16 protein-coding genes and 2 pseudogenes are annotated in these 22,517 nt (G+C 74.2%); 10 read left to right on the forward strand and 8 right to left on the reverse strand.

Annotated features, from left to right (window positions below; genetic code table 11):
- Positions 1 to 8: 8 nt before the first annotated feature.
- The 5 genes and pseudogenes from EV383_RS18475 to EV383_RS18495 all read left to right on the forward strand — a co-directional run bounded on the left by EV383_RS18475 (position 9) and on the right by EV383_RS18495 (position 5,642).
- Positions 9 to 896, forward strand: a complete 888-nt coding sequence (locus tag EV383_RS18475; protein ID WP_242623189.1) for a class I SAM-dependent methyltransferase — start codon at positions 9 to 11, stop codon at positions 894 to 896.
- Positions 897 to 906: 10 nt separating this feature from the next.
- Positions 907 to 2,175: a cytochrome P450 gene (locus tag EV383_RS18480; RefSeq protein WP_130291070.1), complete on the forward strand. Its 1,269-nt coding sequence runs from the start codon at positions 907 to 909 to the stop codon at positions 2,173 to 2,175.
- A pseudogene (locus EV383_RS18485) lies at positions 2,172 to 3,380 on the forward strand (AMP-binding protein); the annotation flags it as partial. The gene EV383_RS18480 and the pseudogene EV383_RS18485, both read left to right, overlap by 4 nt.
- Positions 3,381 to 3,843: 463 nt before the next feature.
- On the forward strand, positions 3,844 to 4,437 hold the full coding sequence (locus EV383_RS18490) for a carbohydrate ABC transporter permease (protein ID WP_130294694.1): 594 nt from the start codon (positions 3,844 to 3,846) through the stop codon (positions 4,435 to 4,437).
- Positions 4,434 to 5,642: a cytochrome P450 gene (locus EV383_RS18495; protein ID WP_130294696.1), complete on the forward strand. Its 1,209-nt coding sequence runs from the start codon at positions 4,434 to 4,436 to the stop codon at positions 5,640 to 5,642. Before EV383_RS18490 ends, EV383_RS18495 begins: the two co-directional genes overlap by 4 nt.
- Positions 5,643 to 5,645: 3 nt before the next feature.
- Here EV383_RS18495 and EV383_RS31255 read toward each other — a convergent pair whose 3' ends face one another.
- Positions 5,646 to 5,933 (reverse strand): hypothetical protein, encoded by a 288-nt coding sequence (locus EV383_RS31255; protein WP_165438394.1) that lies wholly within the window; start codon positions 5,931 to 5,933, stop codon positions 5,646 to 5,648.
- Between the two features lie 296 nt (positions 5,934 to 6,229).
- Here EV383_RS31255 and EV383_RS18505 point away from each other — a divergent pair, with 296 nt between their 5' ends.
- Entirely contained in the window at positions 6,230 to 8,767 is a 2,538-nt protein-coding gene (locus tag EV383_RS18505; protein ID WP_130291071.1) for an HAD-IC family P-type ATPase, read from the forward strand.
- A gap of 40 nt (positions 8,768 to 8,807) precedes the next feature.
- Here EV383_RS18505 and EV383_RS18510 read toward each other — a convergent pair whose 3' ends face one another.
- The 5 genes and pseudogenes from EV383_RS18510 to EV383_RS33260 all read right to left on the reverse strand — a co-directional run.
- On the reverse strand, positions 8,808 to 9,614 hold the full coding sequence (locus EV383_RS18510) for a vWA domain-containing protein (protein WP_242623190.1): 807 nt from the start codon (positions 9,612 to 9,614) through the stop codon (positions 8,808 to 8,810).
- Between the two features lie 137 nt (positions 9,615 to 9,751).
- On the reverse strand, positions 9,752 to 10,693 hold the full coding sequence (locus EV383_RS18515) for an AAA family ATPase (protein WP_130291072.1): 942 nt from the start codon (positions 10,691 to 10,693) through the stop codon (positions 9,752 to 9,754).
- Positions 10,694 to 10,707: 14 nt separating this feature from the next.
- Positions 10,708 to 11,820 carry an NDMA-dependent alcohol dehydrogenase gene (locus tag EV383_RS18520; protein WP_130291073.1) on the reverse strand — a complete coding sequence of 371 codons (1,113 nt, stop codon included), beginning with the start codon at positions 11,818 to 11,820 and terminating at the stop codon, positions 10,708 to 10,710.
- 114 nt (positions 11,821 to 11,934) lie between these two features.
- On the reverse strand, positions 11,935 to 12,267 hold the full coding sequence (locus tag EV383_RS33255) for a helix-turn-helix domain-containing protein (RefSeq protein WP_278044876.1): 333 nt from the start codon (positions 12,265 to 12,267) through the stop codon (positions 11,935 to 11,937).
- Positions 12,165 to 13,550: pseudogene (locus EV383_RS33260) on the reverse strand (AAA-type ATPase lid domain-containing protein); the annotation flags it as partial. The pseudogene EV383_RS33260 and the gene EV383_RS33255, both read right to left, overlap by 103 nt.
- Before the next feature lie 538 nt (positions 13,551 to 14,088).
- On the opposite strand from EV383_RS33260, the gene EV383_RS18530 reads away from it, so the two are divergent.
- Positions 14,089 to 16,257 carry a DEAD/DEAH box helicase gene (locus EV383_RS18530; RefSeq protein ID WP_130291074.1) on the forward strand — a complete coding sequence of 723 codons (2,169 nt, stop codon included), beginning with the start codon at positions 14,089 to 14,091 and terminating at the stop codon, positions 16,255 to 16,257.
- A 116-nt stretch (positions 16,258 to 16,373) separates the two neighbouring features.
- Here the strand turns inward: EV383_RS18530 and EV383_RS18535 are convergent, their stop codons facing one another.
- A complete protein-coding gene (locus EV383_RS18535) occupies positions 16,374 to 17,783 on the reverse strand; it encodes a pyridoxal phosphate-dependent decarboxylase family protein (RefSeq protein WP_130291075.1) in 1,410 nt (469 codons plus the stop codon).
- The gene (locus tag EV383_RS18540) at positions 17,776 to 19,068 is read right to left on the reverse strand and encodes an MFS transporter (RefSeq protein WP_130291076.1); all 1,293 of its coding nucleotides are present in this window, start codon (positions 19,066 to 19,068) and stop codon (positions 17,776 to 17,778) included. Before EV383_RS18540 ends, EV383_RS18535 begins: the two co-directional genes overlap by 8 nt.
- Before the next feature lie 269 nt (positions 19,069 to 19,337).
- On the opposite strand from EV383_RS18540, the gene EV383_RS18545 reads away from it, so the two are divergent.
- The 3 genes from EV383_RS18545 to EV383_RS18555 are packed head-to-tail and all read left to right on the forward strand — an operon-like array spanning position 19,338 to position 22,515.
- Positions 19,338 to 20,477, forward strand: coding sequence for an acyl-CoA dehydrogenase family protein (locus tag EV383_RS18545; RefSeq protein ID WP_242623191.1), 1,140 nt, complete (start codon positions 19,338 to 19,340; stop codon positions 20,475 to 20,477).
- Positions 20,477 to 21,319, forward strand: coding sequence for a phosphate/phosphite/phosphonate ABC transporter substrate-binding protein (locus tag EV383_RS18550; protein ID WP_207223572.1), 843 nt, complete (start codon positions 20,477 to 20,479; stop codon positions 21,317 to 21,319). The genes EV383_RS18545 and EV383_RS18550 overlap by 1 nt, the downstream gene beginning before the upstream one ends.
- Positions 21,316 to 22,515, forward strand: coding sequence for a ferritin-like domain-containing protein (locus EV383_RS18555; protein ID WP_130291077.1), 1,200 nt, complete (start codon positions 21,316 to 21,318; stop codon positions 22,513 to 22,515). The genes EV383_RS18550 and EV383_RS18555 overlap by 4 nt, the downstream gene beginning before the upstream one ends.
- Positions 22,516 to 22,517: the final 2 nt, after the last annotated feature.

Consider the following 22,517-nt stretch of genomic DNA (forward strand, 5'->3'; position numbering starts at 1 on the left):
CGCAGCCCGTGACGGACGCCGTGGACGCGGCGGCGGCGATCCGCCACCACTACGACGTCGGCAACGCGTTCTACGCCCTCTGGCTCGACGACTCGCTGTCCTACTCCTGCGCGATGCCGTCGGGCCCGTCCGACACCCTCGGCGCCGCGCAGGAGCGCAAGCTCGCGTTCCACCTCGACGCCGTCGGTGCCGGCGACGCGGAGAGCATCCTCGACGTCGGCTGCGGCTGGGGCGCGGTGCTCGCCCGTGCCTCCGCGCGCGGGGTGTCGCGGTCGGTGGGGCTGACGCTGAGCGACGAGCAGGCCGACCTCGTCGGGGACCTGGGGTGTCCCGGCGTCGAGGTGCGCCGCGAGAGCTGGACCGACCACGACCCCGCGGCGCGTTACGACGGCGTCGTCTCGGTCGGGGCGTTCGAGCACTTCGCCTCCCCCGCGGACCCGCCGGAGGAGAAGATCAGGATCTACCGGCGGTTCTTCGCCCGCTGCCACGGCTGGCTCGCCGGTGGCGGCACGCTGTCGCTGCAGACGATCGCCTACGCGAACATGGACCGCGCGCACGCCAGCGGGTTCATGCAGCAGGAGATCTTCCGCGACGCGGACCTGCCGACCCTGGCCGAGATCACCGCCGCCGCGGACGGGCTGTTCGAGATCCGGTCGGTGCGCAACGACCGGCTCGACTACGCCTGGACCTGCGAGCAGTGGGCCGGGCGGCTGCGGGCGCGCCGCGGCGAGGCGGTCGACCTCGTCGGCCCCGACGTCGTCGCCCGCTACGAGCGCTACCTGCGGATGTCCGCGCTGGGGTTCCGGATGGGCAAGATCTGCCTGCTCCGGATCGTCGCGACACCGCAGCGCGACGCCTTCTTCGGGTCCCCCGGCACGACGTCGTCGGCGCGATGACGGCCGCACGATGAACGCGGCACGGGTCCGCTTCAACCCCTTCGACCCCGACGTCCGCCGCGACCCCTATCCCCTCTACCGGCGGCTGCGCGAGACCGATGCGGTGCACCGCTCGCTGGGCATGTGGGTCCTCACCCGGCACGCCGACGTGCGGACGGTGCTGGCCGACCGGACGTTCAGCGCCGGGCTGATCCCCGACCTGGTGGCGCGCCGGATCGACCGCCAGGACGACCCGGGGAGCTACTACCGGATCGCGCGGCTGGGCCGCAAGTCGCTGGTGTTCACCGACAACCCCGACCACGCGCGGCTGCGCGGGTTGGTGAACCGGGTGTTCACGCCGCGGGCCGTGCAGGCCCTGCGCCCGGTCGTCGAGGACGTCGCCGGTGACCTGGTCGCCCGGGCCCGCGCCGACGGCGCCATGGACGCCGTCGCGGGCTTCGCCGGGCCGTTGCCGGTGCGGGTGCTGTGTGCGGCGATGGACCTCCCGGCCGAGGTCTCCGACCGGGTCGGGGCCTGGACCCACGACGTCCGGTTCCTGCTCGAGCCGGGGCTCATGACACCCGCCGACCTGGTGCGCGTCCGCGACGTCGTCGAGGAGTTCTCCGGCGCACTGACCGGGGTGCTGGCGCACCGCCGGGCGCACCCCGGCGAGGACCTGCTCAGCCGGCTGCTGGCCGCACGGACCGGCGCCGGCGACGCGCTCGACCACGAGGAGATCGTCTTCGTCGCGATCATGTGCTTCGTCGCCGGCAACGAGACGACGACGGCTCTGGTCGGCAACCTCCTGCTCGCCCTGCTCCGGAACCCGGAGCAGGACGCGCTGCTGCGCCGCCGTCCCGGGCTGGTGCGCGGCGCCGTCGACGAGGCCCTGCGGTACGACAGCCCGCTGCAGCTCACCAAGCGGGTCCCGACCCGGGACGTCGAGATCGGCGGGGTGCCGATCGCCGCCGGTGAGCAGGTCCTGCTGTGCCTGGGCGCGGCCAACCGCGACCCGGCCGCGTTCGACCGTCCCGACGAGTTCGACATCACCCGTACCGCGCCGGGCCACGTCGGTTTCGGGCACGGGATGCACGGCTGCCTCGGCGCAGCCCTGGCCACGCTGGTGGCCGAGGTCGCGGTGGGGGCCCTGTACCGGACCGGTGCCCGTCTGCGGCCGTCCGGCGCCGAGATCACGTGGCAGCAGCACAGCGGGATCGTGCGCGGCCCCGCCCACCTGCCGGTCGACCTCTCCGAGCCGACGACCGGGCCGTCGACGGGGACCGCGGGGGACGCCGGGTGAGCCGCCCGCACGGACCGCTGATCCCGGAGATCCTGGCCCACCGCGCCGCCGTCGAGCCGGACCGGACGGCGTACGTGTTCCTGACCGAGCACGGCGCCGAGGCGGAGTCGGTGACCTACGGCGAGCTGCACACCCGGGCGCTGGGGGTGGCCGGGTGGCTGGGTGAGCACTGCGGTCCCGGGGATCGCGCGGTGCTGCTCCTGCCCCAGTGCCTGGACTTCGTCGTCGCCTACCTCGGGTGCCTGTACGCGGGCGTCGTCGCGGTGCCGGTCAACCCGCCGCGACGGCACCGGATGCCGGACGCGACCCGGGCCGTCCTGCTGGACTGCGAGCCGTCGGCGGCGCTGACCGTGACGGCCGTCGCCGAGTCGGTCCGGGCGGCGGTGCAGCCGCTCTGCGGGGACCTGGCCTGGCTGGCCGTCGACGGGTCGGCGGCCCGTCACGGAGCGCGCGCGGATCCTCGGCGGTGCTCGACGGAAGACGTCGCGTTCCTGCAGTACACCTCCGGCTCGACCGCCGACCCGAAGGGCGTGCAGGTGACGCACGGCAACCTCACCGCGAACCAGGAGATGATCCGCCGCGACTTCGGCCACGACCGCGACTCCACGGTCGTCGGCTGGGCGCCGTTCTTCCACGACCAGGGCCTGATCGGCAACGTCCTGCAGCCGCTGCACGTCGGCGCGACGGCGGTCCTGATGTCGCCGATGACGTTCGTCCGGCGTCCGATGCTGTGGCTGAGCACGATCTCGGACCACCGGGCGCACACCAGCGGCGGGCCGAACTTCGCCTTCGACGCCTGTGTCGCCGCCGCGGCCCGCGGCGTCCCCGCGGACCTGGACCTGAGCAGCTGGCGGGTCGCGTTCAACGGGGCCGAACCCGTCCGTCCGGACACGCTGCGCCGCTTCGCCGAGACGTTCGCCCCGTACGGGTTCGCCCCGGAGGCACTGCACCCCTGCTACGGCCTGGCGGAGGCGACGCTGATCGTCACCGGAACCGGCCCGGGCCGCGGCCCGCGCACCGTCGAGGCGGACCCGGACGAGCTCGACCGCGGTCGCTACCGGGCCGCGGCACCGGGCCACGGCCGGACGCTCGCCGGGTCCGGCCAGGTGCTGCCCGGTGCGGACGTGCGGATCGCCCACCCGGACACCGGAGCGACGCTGCCGGACGGGGAGGTCGGCGAGATCCGGGTGACCGGGCCGCACGTCGCGCGGGGCTACCGGGGCCGGCCGGACGCCATCGCCTTCGGCACCCTCGACGGGGACGGACACCGCACTCTGCGCACCGGTGACCTCGGGATGTTCGTCGACGGCGAGCTGTACGTCGTGGGCCGGACCAAGGACCTGGTGATCGTCCGCGGCCGGAACCTGCACCCGCACGACCTGGAGCACACCGTCGCCTCCGCGCACCCGGCGCTCAGACCCGGGTGGGGGGCGGCGTTCGGGGTGCCCGGCCCGGACGGCGAACGCGTCGTCGTCGTGCAGGAGATCGACCGCGACCACCGGCACACCGGCGACCCCGGCGAGATCCTCGCCGCGGTCCGGGCGGCGCTGGTGCGCGAGCACGGCGTCGCGGCGGCCGACGCCGTTCCCGTGGCCGCTGTCGGGGCAGAGCTACACCGACGCGTTCGCCGTCCTCGACATCGGCGGGCTGCTGCTCAACACGACGGTGATGGCGCTGGCGATCGCGCTCGGACAGCTGCTCACCGGGCTGCTCGCCGGGTACGCGTTCGCGGCCTGGGACTTCCGCGGCAAGCAGGTGCTCTACCTGGTGTTCGTGGCCACCTGGCTGGTGCCGTTCCAGGTCACGATGCTGCCCAACTACGTGCTGCTCTCCCAGCTGGGGGTGCTCAACACCGTCGCCGGGGTCGTGCTGCCGTCGCTGTGCTCGGCGCTCGGGGTGATCCTGCTGCGCCAGCACATGCAGGGCTTCCCCACCGAGCTGCTCGAGGCCGCGCGCCTGGACGGCCGGGGCTCGTGGGCGACGCTCTGGACCGTCGTCGTACCGAACCTGCGCCCGGCGCTGGCCGCGCTCGGGATCCTGCTGTTCGTCAACGCCTGGAACGAGTACTTCTGGCCGGCCCTGGTGATGCAGCGCTCGAACGCGGTCCTGCAGCTGGGCGTCCGCAGCTTCATGGGCACCGAGGGCAACGACTGGGGCCCGCTGATGGCCACCGCCGGGATGGCGTGCCTGCCGGTGCTGCTGCTCTACCTGGTGCTGCAGCGCCAGATCGTCAGCGGCTTCGTCCGGTCGGGTCTCAAGTGAGCGCGCCGGCCGTGTTCGACCCGTTCGCCCCCGGGTTCGCCGACGACCCGCACCCGCACTACGCCCGCCTGCGCGCCGGGTCGCCGGTCCACCGGCACCCGCTCGGCTTCTGGATCCTGTCCGGGTACGACGACGTCGCCGCGCTGCAGCGGGCACCGCACTCCGTCGACGAGAAGAACCTCGTACACCGCCCGGCCTGGAAGAACGACCCGGCCGGCCCCGGCAAGGCGAACCGGCCGATGCTCGGGCTGTCGATGCTGGACCGGGACCCGCCGGAGCACACCCGCCTGCGACGACTCGTGGCCGCGACGTTCACCCGCCGCGCGGTCGAGGCGTGGGGTCCGCGGATCGAGGCCCTCGTCGACGACGCGCTCGACCGGATCGCCGACGCCGGGGGCGGTGACGTCGTCGCCGAGCTGGCGTTCCCGCTGCCGTTCACCGTCGTCTCGCTGATGCTGGGGATCCCGGTCGTCGAGCAGGCCCGGGTCCGGGAGCTCAGCGGGACGCTGGTGCGCGCGCTCGAACCGCTGGTCGGCGCGGAGCTGCACGCGCAGATCCGGGCCGCCAACCACGAGCTGACGCAGATGCTGCGCGAGATCGTCGTGTGGAAGCGCAGCCACCCCGGGGACGACCTGCTCACCGCGCTGCTCATCGCGGACGACGACGGCGACGTCCTCGGCGAGGACGAGCTGGTCGCCCAGATCATGCTGCTCTACGTGGCCGGCCACGAGACGACGGTCAACCTCGTCGCCAACGGCGTCCTCGCACTGGCCCGCCACCCGGAGCAGCTGCGGAGGCTGCACTCCGACCCCGGCCTGGCCGCGCCCACGGTCGAGGAGGTGCTGCGGCACGACCCGCCGGTGCAGCTGATGCGGCGGATCACCGTCGAGCCGCTCCTCGTGCGCGACGAGGAGATCCCGGCGGGCAGCTTCGTCCTGGCCGCCCTGGCCGCGGCCAACCGGGACCCGGACGCGTTCGGCCCCGACGCCGAGGAGTTCCGGATGGACCGCCCGGACGCGCACCGCAACCTCTCGTTCGGGGCCGGGGTGCACCACTGCCTCGGCGCCGGGCTCGCACGGCTCGAGGCCCGGGCGGCCCTGGGCCGGTTCGCCGCGCGGTTCCCGTCGGTGACGGTCGAGGACCTGGGGTGGAACGGCCGGATCAACCTGCGCGGGCCCGCCCGGCTGGAGGTCGCCGTGCGGTGACGGTCAGTCCGCCGAGTCGTCCCGGCCCGTGTCCCTGCCTGTGCCCCTGCCCGTGTCGCTGCCCGTGTCCCGGTCCGCCTCGTACGCGCGCCGGGCCCGTTCCTGCCGGTCCTCCAGCTCGGCCTGGCTGCGGCCGACGCCCTCCATGCGGTCGAGGCCCATGATCTCCTGCACGAACCGGGCCTTCTGCCGCTTCACCTCCTCGGCCAGGGCCTCGTCCACCGCGGCCCCGAGCTCGGCCTCGGCCTGCGACGGGCCGTCGTCGTTCCGGTCGTCTGCGCTGTCGCCCATGTGCACTCCCCGGGTCTCGACGGTGCTCCCCTCAGAGCGTGCGCCCCGACGGGCCTCCCGGCCAGGCGAAACCGGCGGGACCAACCTGTCGGACGCATGCCACGGTCGCCCTCTGTGCCGCTCACGGCGTTCACAGCGGGGCCGGATACCGCCTTCAGCCCCGCCACAGGTTGTGCCGCCACGATTCCCGGACGCGATCAATCGCGGATGACCCGATCATGGCCCGAGCCCCCGGGTGGCCGATGTCCACCTGCCATGCTGCGCCGGGCGGACGGCACGACGGAGGAGGAGACCGGATGGGGACCACGACCGTCGACGTCGCGGCCGCACCGCCCGAGGGCGGCCTGACCAGCGCGCAGGTCGCGGAGCAACGGCGAGCCGGAGCGGTCAACGCACCGGTCAAGGGAACCTCACGCACCTACGCGACGATCCTGCGCACCAACGTCTTCTCCTTCTACAACACGATCCTGTTCGCGATCGGCGTCGTGCTGCTCGTGCTCGGCCGCTACAACGACGCGTTCACCAGCGTCGGGCTCGGCCTGGTCAACGCCGTCGTCGGCGCGGTCCAGGAGATCGGCGCCAAGCGCAAGCTCGACAACCTTCAGCTGCTCGACCGGACCGACGTCACCGTCGCCCGCGACGGCGCCCGCACCGGCGTGCCGGCCGTCGACGTCGTGCGCGGGGACCTGGTCGAGGTCCGGGCCGGGGTCCAGATCGTCGTCGACGGGCCGGTCGTGGCCGGGCGGGTGGAGGCCGACGAGTCGCTGCTGACCGGCGAGTCCGACCCGGTCGTCAAACAGGTCGGGGACACGCTGCGCTCGGGGAGCTTCTGCGTCGCCGGGCAGGGCTGGCAGCGCGCCGAGGCCGTCGGCGCCGACAGCTACGCCGGGCGTCTGACGCTCGAGGCGCGCCGGGTCACCACCGACAAGACCCCGCTGCAGCTGCGGATCGACTTCGTGGTCCGGCTGACGATGGCGCTGGTCGTGCTGATGAGTGGCGCGATCCTGGCCCAGGCCCTGCTCGAGGGCTTCACCCTGCTCCGCGTCGTGCAGATCACCGCGGTGCTCTCCGGTCTGGTCCCCTACGGCCTGTTCTTCCTGATCGCGGTCGCCTATACCCGCGGCGCGGCGAGGATCGCGAAACAGGGCGCGCTGGTGCAGCAGGTCAACGCCGTCGAGTCGGTCACCCACGTCGACGTCGTCTGCACCGACAAGACCGGCACCCTGACCACCGGCCGCCTGGGGCTGTCCGACATCGAGAAGCTGGGGCCCCCGGACGACGACGGCGTCGACACCAGCACCGTGCTCGGCCGGTTCGCCGCCTCGGTCACCGACCCGAACCTGACCTCCGTCGCCCTGGCCGCCGCGCTGCCTGGGCGGGCCTGGGAGCTGCGCGACGAGATCCCGTTCGCGTCGTCGCTGCGCTGGTCGGGCCTGGTTACCGGGTCCGACGGGACCTGGGTGCTCGGTGCGCCGGACGCGCTCGCCCCGTACCTGGACACGCCGGTCCCGGGAACGAGCGTCACCGACCGCACCGCGCTCGGCCTGCGGGTCCTGCTGCTCGCCCGCCCCACCGACGCCGGCGCGGGCCTGCGCGACGACGACGGCCGCGCCTCGCTGCCCCGGCTGGAACCGGTCGCACTGGTCGCCCTCTCCGACGAGCTACGTCCCGAGGTCGTCGAGTCCATCACCCGCTTCCGGGAGAGCGGCGTGGCGATCAAGGTGCTCTCCGGCGACGACCCGCGCACCGTCGCTGCCCTGGCCACACAAGCCGGCCTCGACGCCGGCGAGCCCGTCGCCGGGCCGTCCCTCGACGACCTCGACGACACCGCCCTCGACTCCCTCGTCGCCCGCACCACCGTGTTCGGCCGCGTCGCCCCCGAGCAGAAGGAACGCATCGTCGGCGCCCTGCGCCGCCGCGGCGCCTACGTCGCGATGCTCGGCGACGGCGTCAACGACGCCCGCGCCCTCAAGAGCGCCCACGTCGGTGTCGCCATGCGCAGCGGCAGCACCGTCACCCAGGACGTCGCCGACATCGTGCTCACCGACGACTCGTTCGCCGCGCTGCTTCCCGCCCGCGACGAGGGCCGCCGCATCATCTCCGGCCTCGCCGTGTCGATGTACGTGTTCCTCGCCCGGGTCGCCACCCAGGGCCTGGTCATCCTCACCGTGGCGATGCTGGGCCTGGGCTTCCCCTACTCCCCCACCCAGGTCGGCCTGACGCTCCTGACCGTCGGCATCCCGACGTTCTTCCTCACCGTCTGGGCCACGCCCGGCGAACCCGACGAGAACCTGCTCGCGAACCTCGGCCGCTTCGTGATCCCCGCCGCGCTGGTCACCGCCGGCGTCGGCACGTTCATCTACACCCTGATGTACACCTCGGTGCTGCAGGGCTTCACGAGCGGGCGCACCCCGGCCGAGGTGATCACCGAGTTCCAGGGCTACACCGGCCTCGTCTACGGGCGCGACACCGACTTCGCCGCCGCCGCGGCCACGATCGGCGCTCAGACCGCCCTGTCGACGTTCGTCGCCCTGGCGTCGTTCGTACTGATCCTGTTCCTGCTGCCCCCGCACCGGATCTTCGCGTCCTGGACGGCGACGGTCGCCGACAAGCGGCCCGCGGTCCTGGTCGTGCTGCTCACCGCGGCGTTCGCCGGGGTCGTGTTCACCCCCGTGCTGTCGAACTACTTCGGCCTCACCGGTGCCGCGCCGCCGGTGTTCGCCGTGGTGCTGCCGTCGCTGGTCGGCTGGTTCGTCCTGCTCTCGGTCGTGTTCCGCTTCCGGCTCCTCGACCGCGTGCTGGGGACCGGCCGGCTCCCGGCCGCACGGCACTGACACCACCACCGGGGACGGCCCTCCGTCCCCGGTGGTGGTGTCAGCGGGCCAGGAGCTCGGTCAGAGCGGACGCCGCGTCGGCGGCCCCGGCGATCGGTGCCCACCGGCCCCCGGTCCGTCGGGTCAGGTCCTCCGCCTGCTCGGTGTCCTCCGCCGGGGCCAGGACGAGCAGCTCCGGCAGCCGGGCGGCGGCCGGGAGCGGGTCTTGGTCGTCGGTGGCCCGGCAGTCCGAGAGCAGCACCACGACCTTGCGCGCGGCGCGGGTGCGGGAGAGCTGCTCACCGGCCGCCCGCAGGGCCCCGGCCAGCCCCGTCACACCGTGCCCGCGCAGGCCGAGGACGTCGTCGACGACGGCGGCCGGCGCACGGGTGGAGTGCAGCGAGCGGAGCACCGTGACCTCCTTGGCGAAGGACAGCACCGCGTGCTCCCCCGGTGCCCGCCACGCGCACGCCGCCGCGGCCAGCGCGGCGGCGGCGAGACGTGTCCCGCCCATCGACCCGGACGCGTCGACGAGCAGGCACACGGCCAGACCGGGGCGAGCCCACGCCCGGGCGGTCAGCTCGTCCAGCGCCGGGACCCGGCCGGCGGCGCGTGCCTCGGCGACCGTGCCCAGCGAGGCGTCGAGGTCCAGATCGCCGCCGCGGTCGGCCGGGACCGGCCGCAGGCGCCCGATCCCGCGCTCGCGCGGCGGGCCGGACCGCGCCGTGTCGAGCATGATCCGCCCGGCCAGCCGGCGCGCCGCGGCGCGCAGCTTCTCATCCGTCGCCCGCGCCATGTCGGCCATCAACGCGAGCGTCGTGTCCGGCGACTCCTTCAGCGCCGCGTCGAACGCCTCGGCATCGAGCACGCCGACCTCGGGGGAGATCTCGGCGAAGCTGCGCTGCCGGGCGAGCTCGGCCCTCGGGGTGGTCCGGTCCCCCGGCCGGGCGCGGGGCCGCTGCGGTCGTGCCGCCGGATCGGGAGCGCCCGCCGGGGTCGGCGGGCTCAGGCTCCCCCCGACGCATCACCGCCGGACGGGTCCTGGTCGTCGGTGGGGCCGGGTTCGGCACCGAACTCGGCCTCGTAGAGCTCGCGAACGATGTCCTCCGGGGAGCGCTCGCACGACTCGGTCAGCCGGATCCGGCCGGACAGCGCGACCAGCGCGGCGTCGAGCCCCACCCGCCACACCGTCGGCTCGACGCCGCGGCGCCGGGCCAGGGAGTCCACGATCCGGACCGTGTCGATGGCGCCGCGCACCGACGACCCGACCCGGATGTCGGAATGCGACCGGGTCCGGCGGACGAGCTCGACGACCTTGCCGCGCCACGCGGCGTCGACCTTCGGCGCCCGCAGCTCGACGATCGCGGACTCGTCGACGGCCTCCTGGTAGCCCATGGTGATCCGGCAGACCCGGTCGTAGATCGCCGAGGAGATCCGCGCGGTGCCGATGGCGTCGAACGGGTTCATGACCGCGACCAGGCGGAACCCTTCGGCGGCGGGCACCCGGCCGACGCGCGGGACGTGCAGCTCACCCTCGCTCATCACGGTGATCAGGACGTTGAGGGTCTCCTCCGGGATCCGGTTGACCTCCTCCACGTAGAGCAGGGCCCCGGTGCGCAGCGCCTCGAGCAGCGGCCCGTCGACGAACGCGTCCGGGTCGTAGCCACGTTCGAGCACCTGGGCCGGGTCGAAGTGCCCGACCAGGCGGGCCGGGGTGAGCTCGGCGTTGCCCTCGACGAAGACGAACGGTGCGTCGGCCTCGGCGGCGACGGCGCGGAGCAGGGTGGTCTTGCCGGTGCCCGGAGGGCCCTCGAGCACGACGTGCGCGCCGGCGTCGAGAGCCGCGACGAGGAGCTCGACCTCGCGGGACCGTCCGACGACGGACGACGAGCCCGCCGGCCCGGACACGAGATCGTCCGGGCCGGCGGGCGGCAGTGCGGTAGTCATCTGGGCGGTCGTCCTCAGTGCTCGTGCACGATCACGCCGCGGACGTTCTTGCCGCTCAGCAGGTCGTCGTAGCCCTCGTTGACCTGCTCGAGGGTGTAGTACTTCGTGATGATCTCGTCGAGCTTGAGGTCACCGCTCTGGTACAGACCCAGGATCTTCGGGATGTCGACGGTCGGGTTGCAGTCGCCGAACAGGGACCCCTTCACCGTCTTCTTGAACAGGGTCAGGATCGAGCCGGGAAGCTGCACGTTCGTCGTCGAGAGCTTGTTCAGCCCGGTCAGGACGACCGTGCCGCCCTTGCCGGTGTTCTCGAACGCACCCGTCACGATCTCCTCGGTGACGATGCCGGCGGTGACGATGGTCTTGTCCGCGCCGTTGCCGTTGGTCATGGCCCGGGCCAGGTCACCGGCCTCCTGGGCGGTCGCGACGGCGTGGGTCGCGCCGAGCTCCATCGCCTTCTCGCGCTTGTTCTGCAGCGGGTCGATCGCGATCAGGTTCTTCGCGCCGGCGTAGCGGGCACCCTGCACGGCGTTGATACCGATGCCGCCGACGCCGGTGACGATGACGGTCTCACCCGGGGAGACGTCCGCGGCGTTGACCGCCGAGCCCCAGCCGGTGGGCACGCCGCAGCCGACCAGCACGGCCTTGTCCAGCGGCAGGTCGTCGTCGACCTTGACGCACGAGTTCTGGTGGATCGTGGAGTACTGGCTGAACGTGCCGAGCATGCACATCGCGCCGTACTGGCCCTTCGGGCCGCTGAACGGGAACCGCTCGCCGGGCAGGTAGCCCTCGAGGATCGTCGCACCCATGTCGCAGATGGCCTGCTGGCCGGTGGAGCACCAGCGACAGGTGCCGCAGTTCGGGATGAACGAGCAGACGACGTGGTCACCGGGCTTGACGCGGGTGACGCCCTCGCCGACCTCCTCGATGATCCCCGCGCCCTCGTGACCCAGGACCATCGGCAGCCGGGCCTCGAGGTCGCCGTGCGCGATGTGCACGTCGGAGTGGCACAGCCCGCCGTGGGTGTAGCGGATCAGCACCTCACCGGCCTTCGGGCCGTCCAGGTCGAGCTCGACGATCTCGATCGGCTTGTTCGTCTCGTAGACGACCGCGGCCTTGGTCTTCATGGAAGCTCCTTCACGTCATCGGGAGGGACGCCGCGCGGCACATGCACCGTCGGCGATACGTCCCGACCTTGCCGCACCGCGGCGGCGCGGACTGTTCCAGAACGGGACAGCCGCTCACGCCTGCGCGGATCGTCCCTCCGCGGCGAGGTCGTCGGGCACCGCCAGCGCCCTCATCCGCCGGTAGAGGGTCGTGCGGCTGATGCCGAGCTCCTCGGCGGCCCGGAGCTTGTTGCCCCCGGAGGCCGTGAGCGCGTGCAGGATGGCGACCCGCTCGGCGCGCTCCCGGCCCCCACGACCCGCTCGGCGCGCTCCCGGCCCCCACGACCGGGCCGGCGGCCGCTGGAGCGGTAGCGCTCGGGCAGGTCGCCGACGTCGATCCGCCGGGTCGTGGGCAGGTCGGTCAGCTCCCGGACGACGTTCGCGAGCTCGACCAGGTTGCCCGGCCACGGCTGGGCCCCGAGAGCCTGCAACGCACCCGGGGTGAGGATCAGCTCCCGCCCGGTACCGGTGCGCGACACCAACTCCCGGACGAGCCCGTACAGGTCGTGGCGCCGGTCCCGCAGCGGGGCCAGCTCGACCTGCTGCGAGCACCGGGCGACGAGCCGGCCGACGTGCGGGGCCAGGTCGGCCGTCGGGCCGGAGGTCAGGACGAAGCGGGTGCGCGTCGCCCGGGCCATCGCGCGGCCCACGACGGTGCACAGGCCGGCGTCGAGCAGGTCGACGTCGTCGACGACGACGACCTCGGTGCCGGCCCGGGTGAGATCGAGCAGCGATGCCGACCACGCCCGGTCCGAGCCGGTCAGAGCATCCGCGGCGTCGAGGTGGACCACCGGGCCCTCCCCGGCGAGCCGGACCGCCTCGGTGGACCGCCCGGTACCCGGCTCACCCGCGACGAGCACGTTCCGGTCGGTGGGCACCCACGCCGTCGCGGTCCGGGCGGGGGTGGGAGGGCGACGGGGCCCGAGGTGCAGCAGTACCCCGTCCGGGGTGCCCGCGATCCGTTCGGCCCGGGCCGGCACGACCCCCGCCGCCCCCAGGTCCAGGTCACCGGAGGCCGTGCCCGCCCGCAGGACCTCGGACGCGAGCCTGTTCAGCACCGACGGGTCCGCCGTCCCGAGGCGTTCCAGGCAGCTCCGGTTCGTCAGGACCGTGTCCCCGCCCAGCACCGCGATCGGCGACGAGCGCTGCCGCGTCGCGTGCTGGAAGGCGAGGAACAGCCGTCGCTCGACCTCCCGGGCACCGTCGAGCAGCCGCGCCTCGATGTCCTGGGCCGCCCGGACGATCAGGGCGCCGAACAGCGGGTTGGCCGTCCCGCCGGCCGCGGTGATGTCGAGCACACCCTCGATGCGGCGGGTGAGCGGGTGCCGGATCGGATGGCCGAAGCAGCTGAACGGCTTCAGCGCGTCCAGGTAGTGCTCGTCGCCGTTGATCCACACCCCGCGGCCGAGCTCGTAGGCGGTTCCCAGACCGTTGGTCCCGGCCGACTCCTCCCCCACGCCGGAGCCGACCATCACCCCGCCGGACTCCAGTGCCGACCGGAGCCGCCGGTCCCCGCTGGTCTGGACGACGACGCGGCAGTCCCGGTCGGCGAGCATCAGGCACAGCGACTGCTCGTCGAGCTGTTCGGCCAGGCCATCGAGCACCGGCGCGGCCGCGACGGCGAGCCGGCTCGCCCGGTCGACGTCGGCGACGGAGAACCGGCCCCCGGACTCGGGCCCCATCCCGCTCATCTGCGACCGGCGCCAGGACGACGCGATCTCGGGGCGGAGGCAGTCGACGCTCCTCGGTGCTCCGTCCGTCACGTCTTCCCCTCCTCGTCCTCGCGGGGGTTCTCGCCCGACGGACCACGGCGCGACCACGGCTCAATGGGTCGCACCCGGGGCCATCATAGGAGCGTCCGGAGGCGGACCGCCGCCGGCGACGGTCGCCGGCGGCCCCGTCCCGCCGGATCTCCCGGCGGATCCGGGCGCGTCACCACCTGCGGAACGCACGGCGGAAGGTATGCTGCGCGGGAGATCCGATCCTGCTGTGCACCGGACGTCGGAAACGTCCGGCCGGTGCAGCCGGTGTCGGGATCATCGACCGAGGCGATCCCTCCGGTGCGGGCCGTTCGGCCCCACGGCGGTGGTCTCCCGGGACCCGTGGGTCGGGTCGCATCTCGGAGGAGCCGTCTCGGCCTCTCCATGCGGCGCCCACCACCCGACCGCAGCACCGTGCGCGGCGGGGCCGCCTCCGGCGGCCCGGTCACGCATTCCGGAGGAGGAGTACGTGGCTCGACGAGGCCAGCCCCAGACCAGGGCTCGCCGTGGCGCCCCGCGGGACCGACGACGCGGCAACGACCGCGGCGGCAACGGGAGCGGCGGCAACGGCACCGCCAACGGCGACGTCCTGTCGGTGCTCGCCCGCTCGGTCCGGGAGGTCCAGGCCGCGATCCGCGGTGACCGGGTGACGTCGGTGACCCGCACGAAGTTCCAGGCGGTCGCGCTGCTGCTGCGCGAGGAGCGCGCCCGGGTCAAGGCGGACACCGGCATCGGTGAGCGGCAGCAGACCGAGAAGCTCAAGCGTCTCGACGAGATCGCGAAGACCCTGGCGATGACCGCCGTCCGCGACCAGGCGCTGCTGGCCCTGCTCGACGAGAACGCCGTCGTCTCCGACGAGGCCCGCTCGCTGACCCGCGACGTGCTGCGCAACGCCGGGATCGAGGCCGCCGAGCCCGAGGCCCCGCCCGTCGAGGAGGCCCCCGCCGCCCCCGCCGCGCCGCGGATCGTGCCGCAGTCGGTCGTCTCGCGGCAGATGGCCAACCCCTTCCTCGCCCCGGACTTCTCGGCCGCCCGCCCGACCGGCCCCCGGCCGACCCGCCTGGCCGGCTGGGAGCTGCTCGGCCCGCTGCTCCGCTCGTTCGAGCGCGCCGGCGGCGGAGCCCCGGCCTGCATGACCCTCCCGGCGCCGTCCCCGACGCGCCCCCGCGACGGCCTGGAGCTGATGCCGCACCAGGCCCGCCTCGTCGCCGCGGCCGCGGCCGGGCACCGGACGTTCCTGCTGGCCGACGAGCCGGGCCTGGGCAAGACCGCCCAGGCGCTGCGCGCCGCCGAGGCGGCGAACGCCTACCCGCTGCTCGTCGTCGTCCCGAACGTCGTCAAGACGAACTGGGTGCGCGAGGCCGGGCTGTGGGCACCGCGCCGCAAGGCGACCGTGATCCACGGCAACGGCGACTCGATCGACGGCTTCGCCGACATCGTCGTCGTCAACTACGAGGTGCTCGACCGCCACGTCGGCTGGCTCGGCGACTTCGGGTTCCGCGGGATGGTCGTCGACGAGGCGCACTTCATCAAGAACAAGACCTCGCAGCGCTCCCAGCACGTCCTGGAACTCTCGGCGCGCATCCGGTCGTTCACGGCGCGCCCGCTGCTGATGGCCCTCACCGGTACCCCGCTGATCAACGACATCGAGGACTTCCTCGCGATCTGGCAGTTCCTGGGCTGGGTCGACGAGGCCAAGCCGCTGGCCGACCTGATGGACGCCCTGGCCGAGACCGGCCTGACGCCGGCCGACCCGGGCTTCTACCCCGCCGCCCGCCAGTGCGTGGTGGACCGCGGCATCGTCCGGCGCCGCAAGGTCGACGTCGCCGCGGACATTCCCGCGCGCCGCATCGCCGACCTCCCCGTCGAGCTGGACGGCCCGGCCGGCCGGTCGATCCGCGCCGCCGAGCGCGACCTCGCCCGCCGGATGGTCTCCCGCTACACCGACGCGCTGTCCACCCGGCGTTCCGGCGCCGGTGACGCCGACGGCATCGACCACGACCTGGTGCGCCAGGTGGCGAAGTGGGAGCAGAAGGACGCGGCGTCGGCGAGCAACGGCGACAACGTCTTCTCCATGATGCGCCGGATCGGCCAGGCCAAGGCCGCCCTGGCCGCCGACTACGCCGCCCAGCTCGCGCGCAGCGCAGGGAAGGTCGTCTTTTTCGCCAAGCACGTCGACGTGATGGACGTGGCCGAGGAGGTGTTCGCCAAGCAGGGCGTCCGGTTCTCCTCGATCCGCGGCGACCAGACCGCGGCCGCGCGCCAGCGCAACATCGACGCCTTCGTCAACGACGCGGGTGTCGGCGTCGCGGTGTGCTCGCTGACCGCGGCCGGGGTGGGCATCAACCTGCAGGTCGCGTCGAACATCGTGCTCGCCGAGCTGTCCTGGACCGCCGCGGAGCAGACCCAGGCCATCGACCGGAGCCACCGCATCGGCCAGACCGAGCCGGTCACCGCGTGGCGCATCATCGCCGCACAGACGATCGACGCCCGGATCGCCGAGCTGATCGACGGCAAGGCGGGTCTCGCCGCGGCGGCCCTCGACGGCTCCGAGGAGGAGGTCGGCTCGTCGGCCGACGTGCAGCTCCAGGCCCTCGTCGCGCTGCTGACGGAGGCGCTGTCGTCCGGTACGTCCTGACGCCGGGGTGGGTGAGAGCCACGCGCGCCGCAGGTGGACGACGGCTCCGTTCGCACCGCTGGACTGGACGGAAGCAGCTTTCGCGCGGTGGTGCGGGTGCTTCCTGAGGCGAGGCGTCAACGGGTGAGGCGGTCCAGGAACGCGATCAACAGGGCCTCGCGCAGGCGGGGTGGGGCGGCGTCGAGGAGTGCGTTGACCGGCGCCATGCGCTTCGGGACCGCGACCGCGCCTCCCTCACCACCGAGGCCCGCGAGCTGCAGCAGGCCGTCGAACGCGGCGTCGTCGAGGGTCGCGGGGTCGAGCTGTGCGGCGGCGGCGCGGAGCTCCGGCGCGACCTGCACCGGGCCGGCGGCCACCGCCGCGGCGACCGAGTCGCGCAGCGCGACCACGAAGTCGTCGACGCCGCCCGCGGTCGCCGCGCAGACCGTCAGGTGCAGCGTGGCGGGCAGCCCGCGGAACGCCATCTGCGGCTGCACGAACCAGCCGCGCTCGCCCATCTCGTCGCTGAGGGTGAACACGTCGAGGGCGTCGTCGCAGGCCACGGCGAGCAGCGACGCGTCCGGTTCGGCGGCCAGGCGCAGGTGCTCGGTGGAGCGGACGGCCTCGGCGAGGGCCCGGGTGGCGTCGAGGGTCGTGGCGACGAGCGTGCGGTAGCCCTCGGCACCGATGTGCTGGGTGACCGCCCAGGCCGCGGCGAGCGGGCCGCCCGAGCGCGTCGACTGCATCGTCGCGTTGAGCATCGTGTAGCCGGGCCAGTCGGCGCTGGCGAAGAACTGCGGCCTGCGCAGGGCCGCGTCGCGGTGCAGCAGCAGCGAGACGCCCTTGGGTGTGTAGGCGTACTTGTGCAGGTCGGCGGACAGGCTGGTCACGCCGGGGACGGCGAAGTCCCACGGCTGCGCGACGTCGCTCCACGGCAGCACCCACCCACCGATGCACGCGTCGACGTGGCAGCGCACGCCCCGCTCCGCGGCGGCCGCGGCGATCGGGCCCACGGGGTCGATCACCCCGTGCGCGTACGACGGCGTCGACGCCGCCACCAGCACCACCCGTCCGGCGTGGGCGTCCATCGCCGCCGTCATCGCCTCCGGCACGGCGCGCATCGTCACCGGGTCGACGTCGACGGCCACCGGCTCGACGCCGAAGTAGTGCGCCGCCTTGTGGAACGCGCCGTGCGCGCTCGTCGGCACGACCATCGCCGGACGTCCGATCTCCGGGTGCGCGTCCCGCGCGGTCTGCACGGCGAGAAGCACCGACTCGGTCCCGCCCGAGGTCACGGTGCCGACCGACGCCTCCGGCGCGTGGAACAGCGGCCGCGCGAACGCCACGAGGTCGCGTTCCATCGCCGTCAGGCTGGGGAACGCGGTCGGGTCGAGGCCGTTCGTGGCGCCGAAGCTCGCGAGCGCGGTCCGGCCGATCGCGTCGGCGTCGGCGAGGCCCGAGTCGTAGACGTAGGCCAGCGTGCGGCCGCCGTGGGTGGGCAGGTCGTCGCCGCGCAGCGCCTCCAGCCGGGCCAGGACGTCAGACATGGGGAACCCTCTCGTCGAGCGAGTAGCGGCGCAGCGGTAGAAGGCTCACCGCGATCAGCACGGCCGGGACCAGGGTGAACCCGACGGCGATCGCGGTCAGCGCCGACGGCGGCTGCGCCGTCCCGCCGGTCGACGCCGCGTACCCGCCGACGGCCAGGACCAGCGCGTACAGGCCGGGACCCAGCGCGAGCCCGAGCGTCTCCCCCGCCGTCCAGAGGCCGGTGAAGACCCCGACGCGGTTGACGCCGGACGCCCGCGTCGAGGCCGCCGCGACGTCGGGCAGCATCGCGAGCGGGAACACCTGGGTGCCCGCATACCCGACGCCGGCGATCCCCGCGGCGACGTAGGCGGGCCACGCGACGTCACCGGTGACCGTCCACAGCGCCAGCGTGCCGACGACGAGCACGACCGTCGCGGCCAGGTAGCCCTCCCTCTTCCCGCGCCGCGCCGCCCACCGCTCCCACAGCGGGCTGACCAGCAGCGCCGGCCCGACGAACGCCACGAACAGCACCGACGACGCGGCCGGGTCGGAGAGCAGGTACCGGGCGACGTAGGCGACCCCGGCGAGCAGCGCCCCGACCCCGAGCGACTGCACGACGAACGCCAGCATCAGCCGCCGGAAGTCCGGCTCGGCGAGGACCACCCGCAGCTGCTCGCGCAGCGGGCCCTCCGCCGTCGCGACCGGCTCCTCGACGACACCGGCCGTCGCGAGGTAGGCCCCGACGGTGCCGAGGAGCAGCAGCACCCCGACGTAGACGCCCATCGCGGCGTGGCCGTACGAGGAGACGATCAGCGGCGCCGTCGCCCCGGACAGCAGGATCGCCACCGCGATCACCGCGACCCGCCACGTCATCATCCGGGTGCGCTCACCCGCGTCGGAGGTGATCTCGGCGGGCATCGCGTTGAACGGCACCTGGAAGAACGCGTACGCCGTGGCGCACAGCAGGAACGCGAGCAGCACCCAGACCGCGGCGAGCGACGGCGGCCCCGACGGGCCGGCGAAGATCAGCGCGAACGTGACGGCCAGCACGAGGCCGGCGCGCAGCAGGAACGGCCTGCGCCGCCCGATCGGTGAGGTGCTCCGGTCGCTGATCCGCCCCGCGATCGGGTTCAGCACCACGTCCCACGCCTTCGGCACGAACACGATCAACCCGGCCACGACGGCGGCGACCCCGAGTGTGTCGGTCAGGTAGGGCAGCAACAGGAGCCCCGGCACGGTGCCGAACGTGCCGGTCGCGACGCTGCCCAGCGCGTAGCCGCGCCGCACCCGGGGACAGAGGGCCATGCGGCGGAACGCTAGTGACCGCCGGCCCCGCGGAACAGACGCCACGGGGTTGCCCCGCGCCCTCCGCCCCCCGACGATGGGGTCGGCCCGTCGCGATCGCCCGGGTCCACGCTCCCGAGGGAGGGAGGGGACCGTGCTGCACCGCCTTTGAGTCGTCGCCTCCCCCCGCCCGGTCGGGCGGTCCCTTCACGGTCACGACGGCGCACCCGGATCGAGCTGAGCTCTCCGCTCCGTCGTGACCGCCCCTGCGGTTCATCGAGGAGCTCGTGTTGTCCACTGCCGTCACACCACCCCCGTCCACGCTGGCCGACGCCGTCGACCGCACCATCGCGCCGTCGGCCGCCGAGGTCGACCGCACCGGCGCCTTCCCCCGCGCCGACGTCGAGGCCCTCGCCGGCGCCGGCGCCCTCGGCCTGCTCAGCGCCACCGACGTCGGTGGTTCCGGCGGGTCACTCGCCGACGTGGCCGAGACCGTCGAGCGGGTCGCCCGCGCCGACGCCTCGGCCGCGATGGTCCTGCTGATGCACTACTCCGCCGTGTCGGTGATCGAGGCCCACGGCCCCGACGACGTCCGGCGCTCGGTCGCGGCCGGGGAGCACCTGTCCACGCTGGCGTTCTCCGAGCGCGGCTCGCGCAGCCACTTCTGGGCGCCGGGCAGCACCGCGGCCGAGACCGGCGGGCGGATCCGCCTGGACGCGGCGAAGAGCTGGGTGACCTCCGCCGGCGAGGCCGACAGCTACGTCTGGTCCAGCCTGCCGGTCAGCGCGGAGGGCCCGATGACGTTGTGGCTCGTCCCCGCGGGCACGCCGGGCGTCGACGTCGCCGGGGAGTTCGACGGGTTCGGGCTCCGCGGCAACGCCTCCCGCCCGATGGCCGCCGACGGTGCCCTTCTCGAGGCGTCCGCCCGGCTCGGCGACGACGGCGCCGGACTCGACATCGCGCTCGCCACGGCGCTGCCGACGTTCCTGGTCGGCAACGCCGCGGTGTCGCTGGGCCTGATGGAGGCTCTCGTCGCCGAGGCCGCCGGTCACCTGACGTCCACCCGGCTCGAGCACCTCGGCCAGACCCTGGCCGAGCAGCCCACCAGCCGTCTGGTGTTCGCGGCCCTGCGCACCCGGGTCGACGTCACCCGGGCGTTCCTGGCCGACACCCTCGCCGCCCTGGGCGGCGGCCGCGAGGACGCGACCCTGCGCGTCCTGCAGGTCAAGACCGTCTCCGCCGAGGCCGCGGCGGACGTCGCGGACGGGGTGATGCGGCTGTGCGGCGGCGCCGCGTTCCGCAAGGAGCTGGGCATCGAACGCCGTTTCCGCGACGCCCTCGCCGCCCGGGTGATGGCCCCCACCACCGAGTCGCTGCACGACTTCGTCGGCCGCGCCACCCTCGGTCTGCCGCTGTTCGGGAGTGCGTGATGACACTGGTCATGGGCGGGGTCGCCTACGACCCCAAGGTCGTCACCATCTGGGACGGGTTCCGGCAGTGGCTGCGCGGGCAGGGCCTAGACTTCGACTACGTCCTGTACTCCCACTACGAGCGGCAGGTGGAAGAGCTGATCGAGGGCCGGATCCACGCCGCCTGGAACTCGCCGCTGGCCTGGCTGCGCTCCGAGCGGCTCGCCACCGCTCGGGGACGCACGGTGCGCTCGGCGGTCATGCGCGACACCGACCAGGACCTCACGTCGGTCGTCGTCTTACGCGCCGACTCCCCCGCGACGTCGATCGCCGACCTCGCGGGCGGCACCGTCGGCGTGGGGGCGGTCGACTCGCCGCAGTCGACGTTGATCCCGCTGTCGTTCCTGCGCCACGCCGGTGCCGGGGACGCCACGGTCCGCCGTTTCGACGTCGGGGTCGGCCTGCACGGCGACCACATCGGCGGCGAACGCGACGCCGCCCGCGCGCTCGTCGCGGGCGAGGTCGACGCCGCCTGCATGATCGACGGCAACCACCTGCTGTTCGGGCAGGAGGGCACGCTGCCGTCCGGGGCGACCCGGATCCTCGCCCAGACCGACGTCTACGACCACTGCACGATGGCGGTCGTCGACACAGCACCGGCGGACGAGGCCACCGAGTTCGTGCGCCTGCTGGAGTCGATGTCCTACGCCGACCCGGAGGTCCGGCCGCTGCTCGACCTGGAGGGGCTCAAGCAGTGGGTGCCGGGCCGCACCAGTGGCTTCGGCCCGCTCGCCCGGGCCGTCGACGAGACCGGGTTCTACGACGCCGCCGGCACCGTCACCGCGCGGGAGTACCGGCCGTGACGCACCCGGGCGCCCCGCTCGACCTCGGGTTCCTGCGGCTCGAGCGGGGCGCCCACCTGCTCGTCCGGCGCTCGCTGCGGGCGGTTCCGGTCGGCGGGCGGGTCACGGTCACCGGCGGCGACCCGGCCCTCGGGGTGCACCTGCGCGCCTGGGCCCGCCGGGAGGGCCACGGCTTCGCGACGGTGCCCGGCCGCACCGCGGAGTTCGAGCTCGTCCGCGGCTCCGCGGAGACCGACCGGTGGGCCGGCGCGGAACGCGCCGGCGGTCCCGGGCCGGACGGCATCGTCGCCCGGCCCCCGGGCCACTGGGGACTCGCCGCCCGCGGCGCGCTCGTCGAGGCCGGCGGGCCGCCCGGCCGGTTCGACCTCGACGACCGCGACGTCGTCTGGGCCGACCTCGCGCCGCGGCTCTACGCCCACGCCGCCGCGGCGCAGTGGGACCCGGCCACCGCCGTCGACTGGGACGCACCCTCCGACGTGCCCGCCGACGTCGAGGCGGCAGTCGTGCAGGTGATGACCTACCTCGTGGAGAACGAGCAGGCCGCGCTCGTCGTCCCGGCCGCCCTGCTCGCCCGCGTGCACCCGCACTTCCGGGAGGTCCAGCAGCTGCTCGCCGTGCAGACCGCCGACGAGGCCCGCCACATGGAGGTCTTCACCCGCCGCGCGCTGCTGCACGGCGGCGAGATGGGCACGTCGTCGGCGGGCGGGCGCTCGTCGCTGGCGACGCTGCTCGCCGAACCGGACTTCTCGCTCGCGACCTTCCTGCTCTCGGTGCTCGGCGAGGGCAGCTTCCTGTCGCTGCTGTCGTTCCTGGAGCGGCACGCGCCCGACCCCGTGACCGCACGGATCACGCACCTGGCCCGGGTCGACGAGGCGCGTCACGTCGCGTTCGGCGTGGCCCACCTCGAGCACCAGAGCACGCTCGACCCGTCGTTGCGCGGCAGGCTGCGCGCCGCGATCGAACGGCGTCACGACGTCCTCGCCGACACCGCCGGTCTCAACGCCGACGTGTTCGACTCCCTCGTCGTGCTCGCCGCCGGTGCCTGGACACCCGAGGCCGTCGCCCGAGGCCACGACGCGGTGCAGGAGCTGCACCACGCGATGGACGACGGCCGCCGCCGGCGCCTGGCCCGGCTCGGGTTCCCGCCGGACGAGGCCGCCGAGCTCTCGGCGCTGCACACGCGCAACTTCATGTGACC

Source organism: Pseudonocardia sediminis, from assembly GCF_004217185.1.
GTDB lineage: Bacteria > Actinomycetota > Actinomycetes > Mycobacteriales > Pseudonocardiaceae > Pseudonocardia > Pseudonocardia sediminis.

Excerpts from the sequence above, each read along its gene's own strand:
- EV383_RS18490 (WP_130294694.1), top strand. The coding sequence starts at position 3,844 with ATGGCGCTGGCGATCGCGCTCGGACAGCTGCTCACCGGGCTGCTCGCC.
- EV383_RS18480 (WP_130291070.1), top strand. The coding sequence starts at position 907 with ATGAACGCGGCACGGGTCCGCTTCAACCCCTTCGACCCCGACGTCCGC.
- EV383_RS18535 (WP_130291075.1), bottom strand. The coding sequence starts at position 17,783 with ATGTCTGACGTCCTGGCCCGGCTGGAGGCGCTGCGCGGCGACGACCTG.
- EV383_RS18505 (WP_130291071.1), top strand. The coding sequence starts at position 6,230 with ATGGGGACCACGACCGTCGACGTCGCGGCCGCACCGCCCGAGGGCGGC.
- EV383_RS18520 (WP_130291073.1), bottom strand. The coding sequence starts at position 11,820 with ATGAAGACCAAGGCCGCGGTCGTCTACGAGACGAACAAGCCGATCGAG.
- EV383_RS18515 (WP_130291072.1), bottom strand. The coding sequence starts at position 10,693 with ATGACTACCGCACTGCCGCCCGCCGGCCCGGACGATCTCGTGTCCGGG.
- EV383_RS18540 (WP_130291076.1), bottom strand. The coding sequence starts at position 19,068 with ATGGCCCTCTGTCCCCGGGTGCGGCGCGGCTACGCGCTGGGCAGCGTC.
- EV383_RS31255 (WP_165438394.1), bottom strand. The coding sequence starts at position 5,933 with ATGGGCGACAGCGCAGACGACCGGAACGACGACGGCCCGTCGCAGGCC.
- EV383_RS18550 (WP_207223572.1), top strand. The coding sequence starts at position 20,477 with ATGACACTGGTCATGGGCGGGGTCGCCTACGACCCCAAGGTCGTCACC.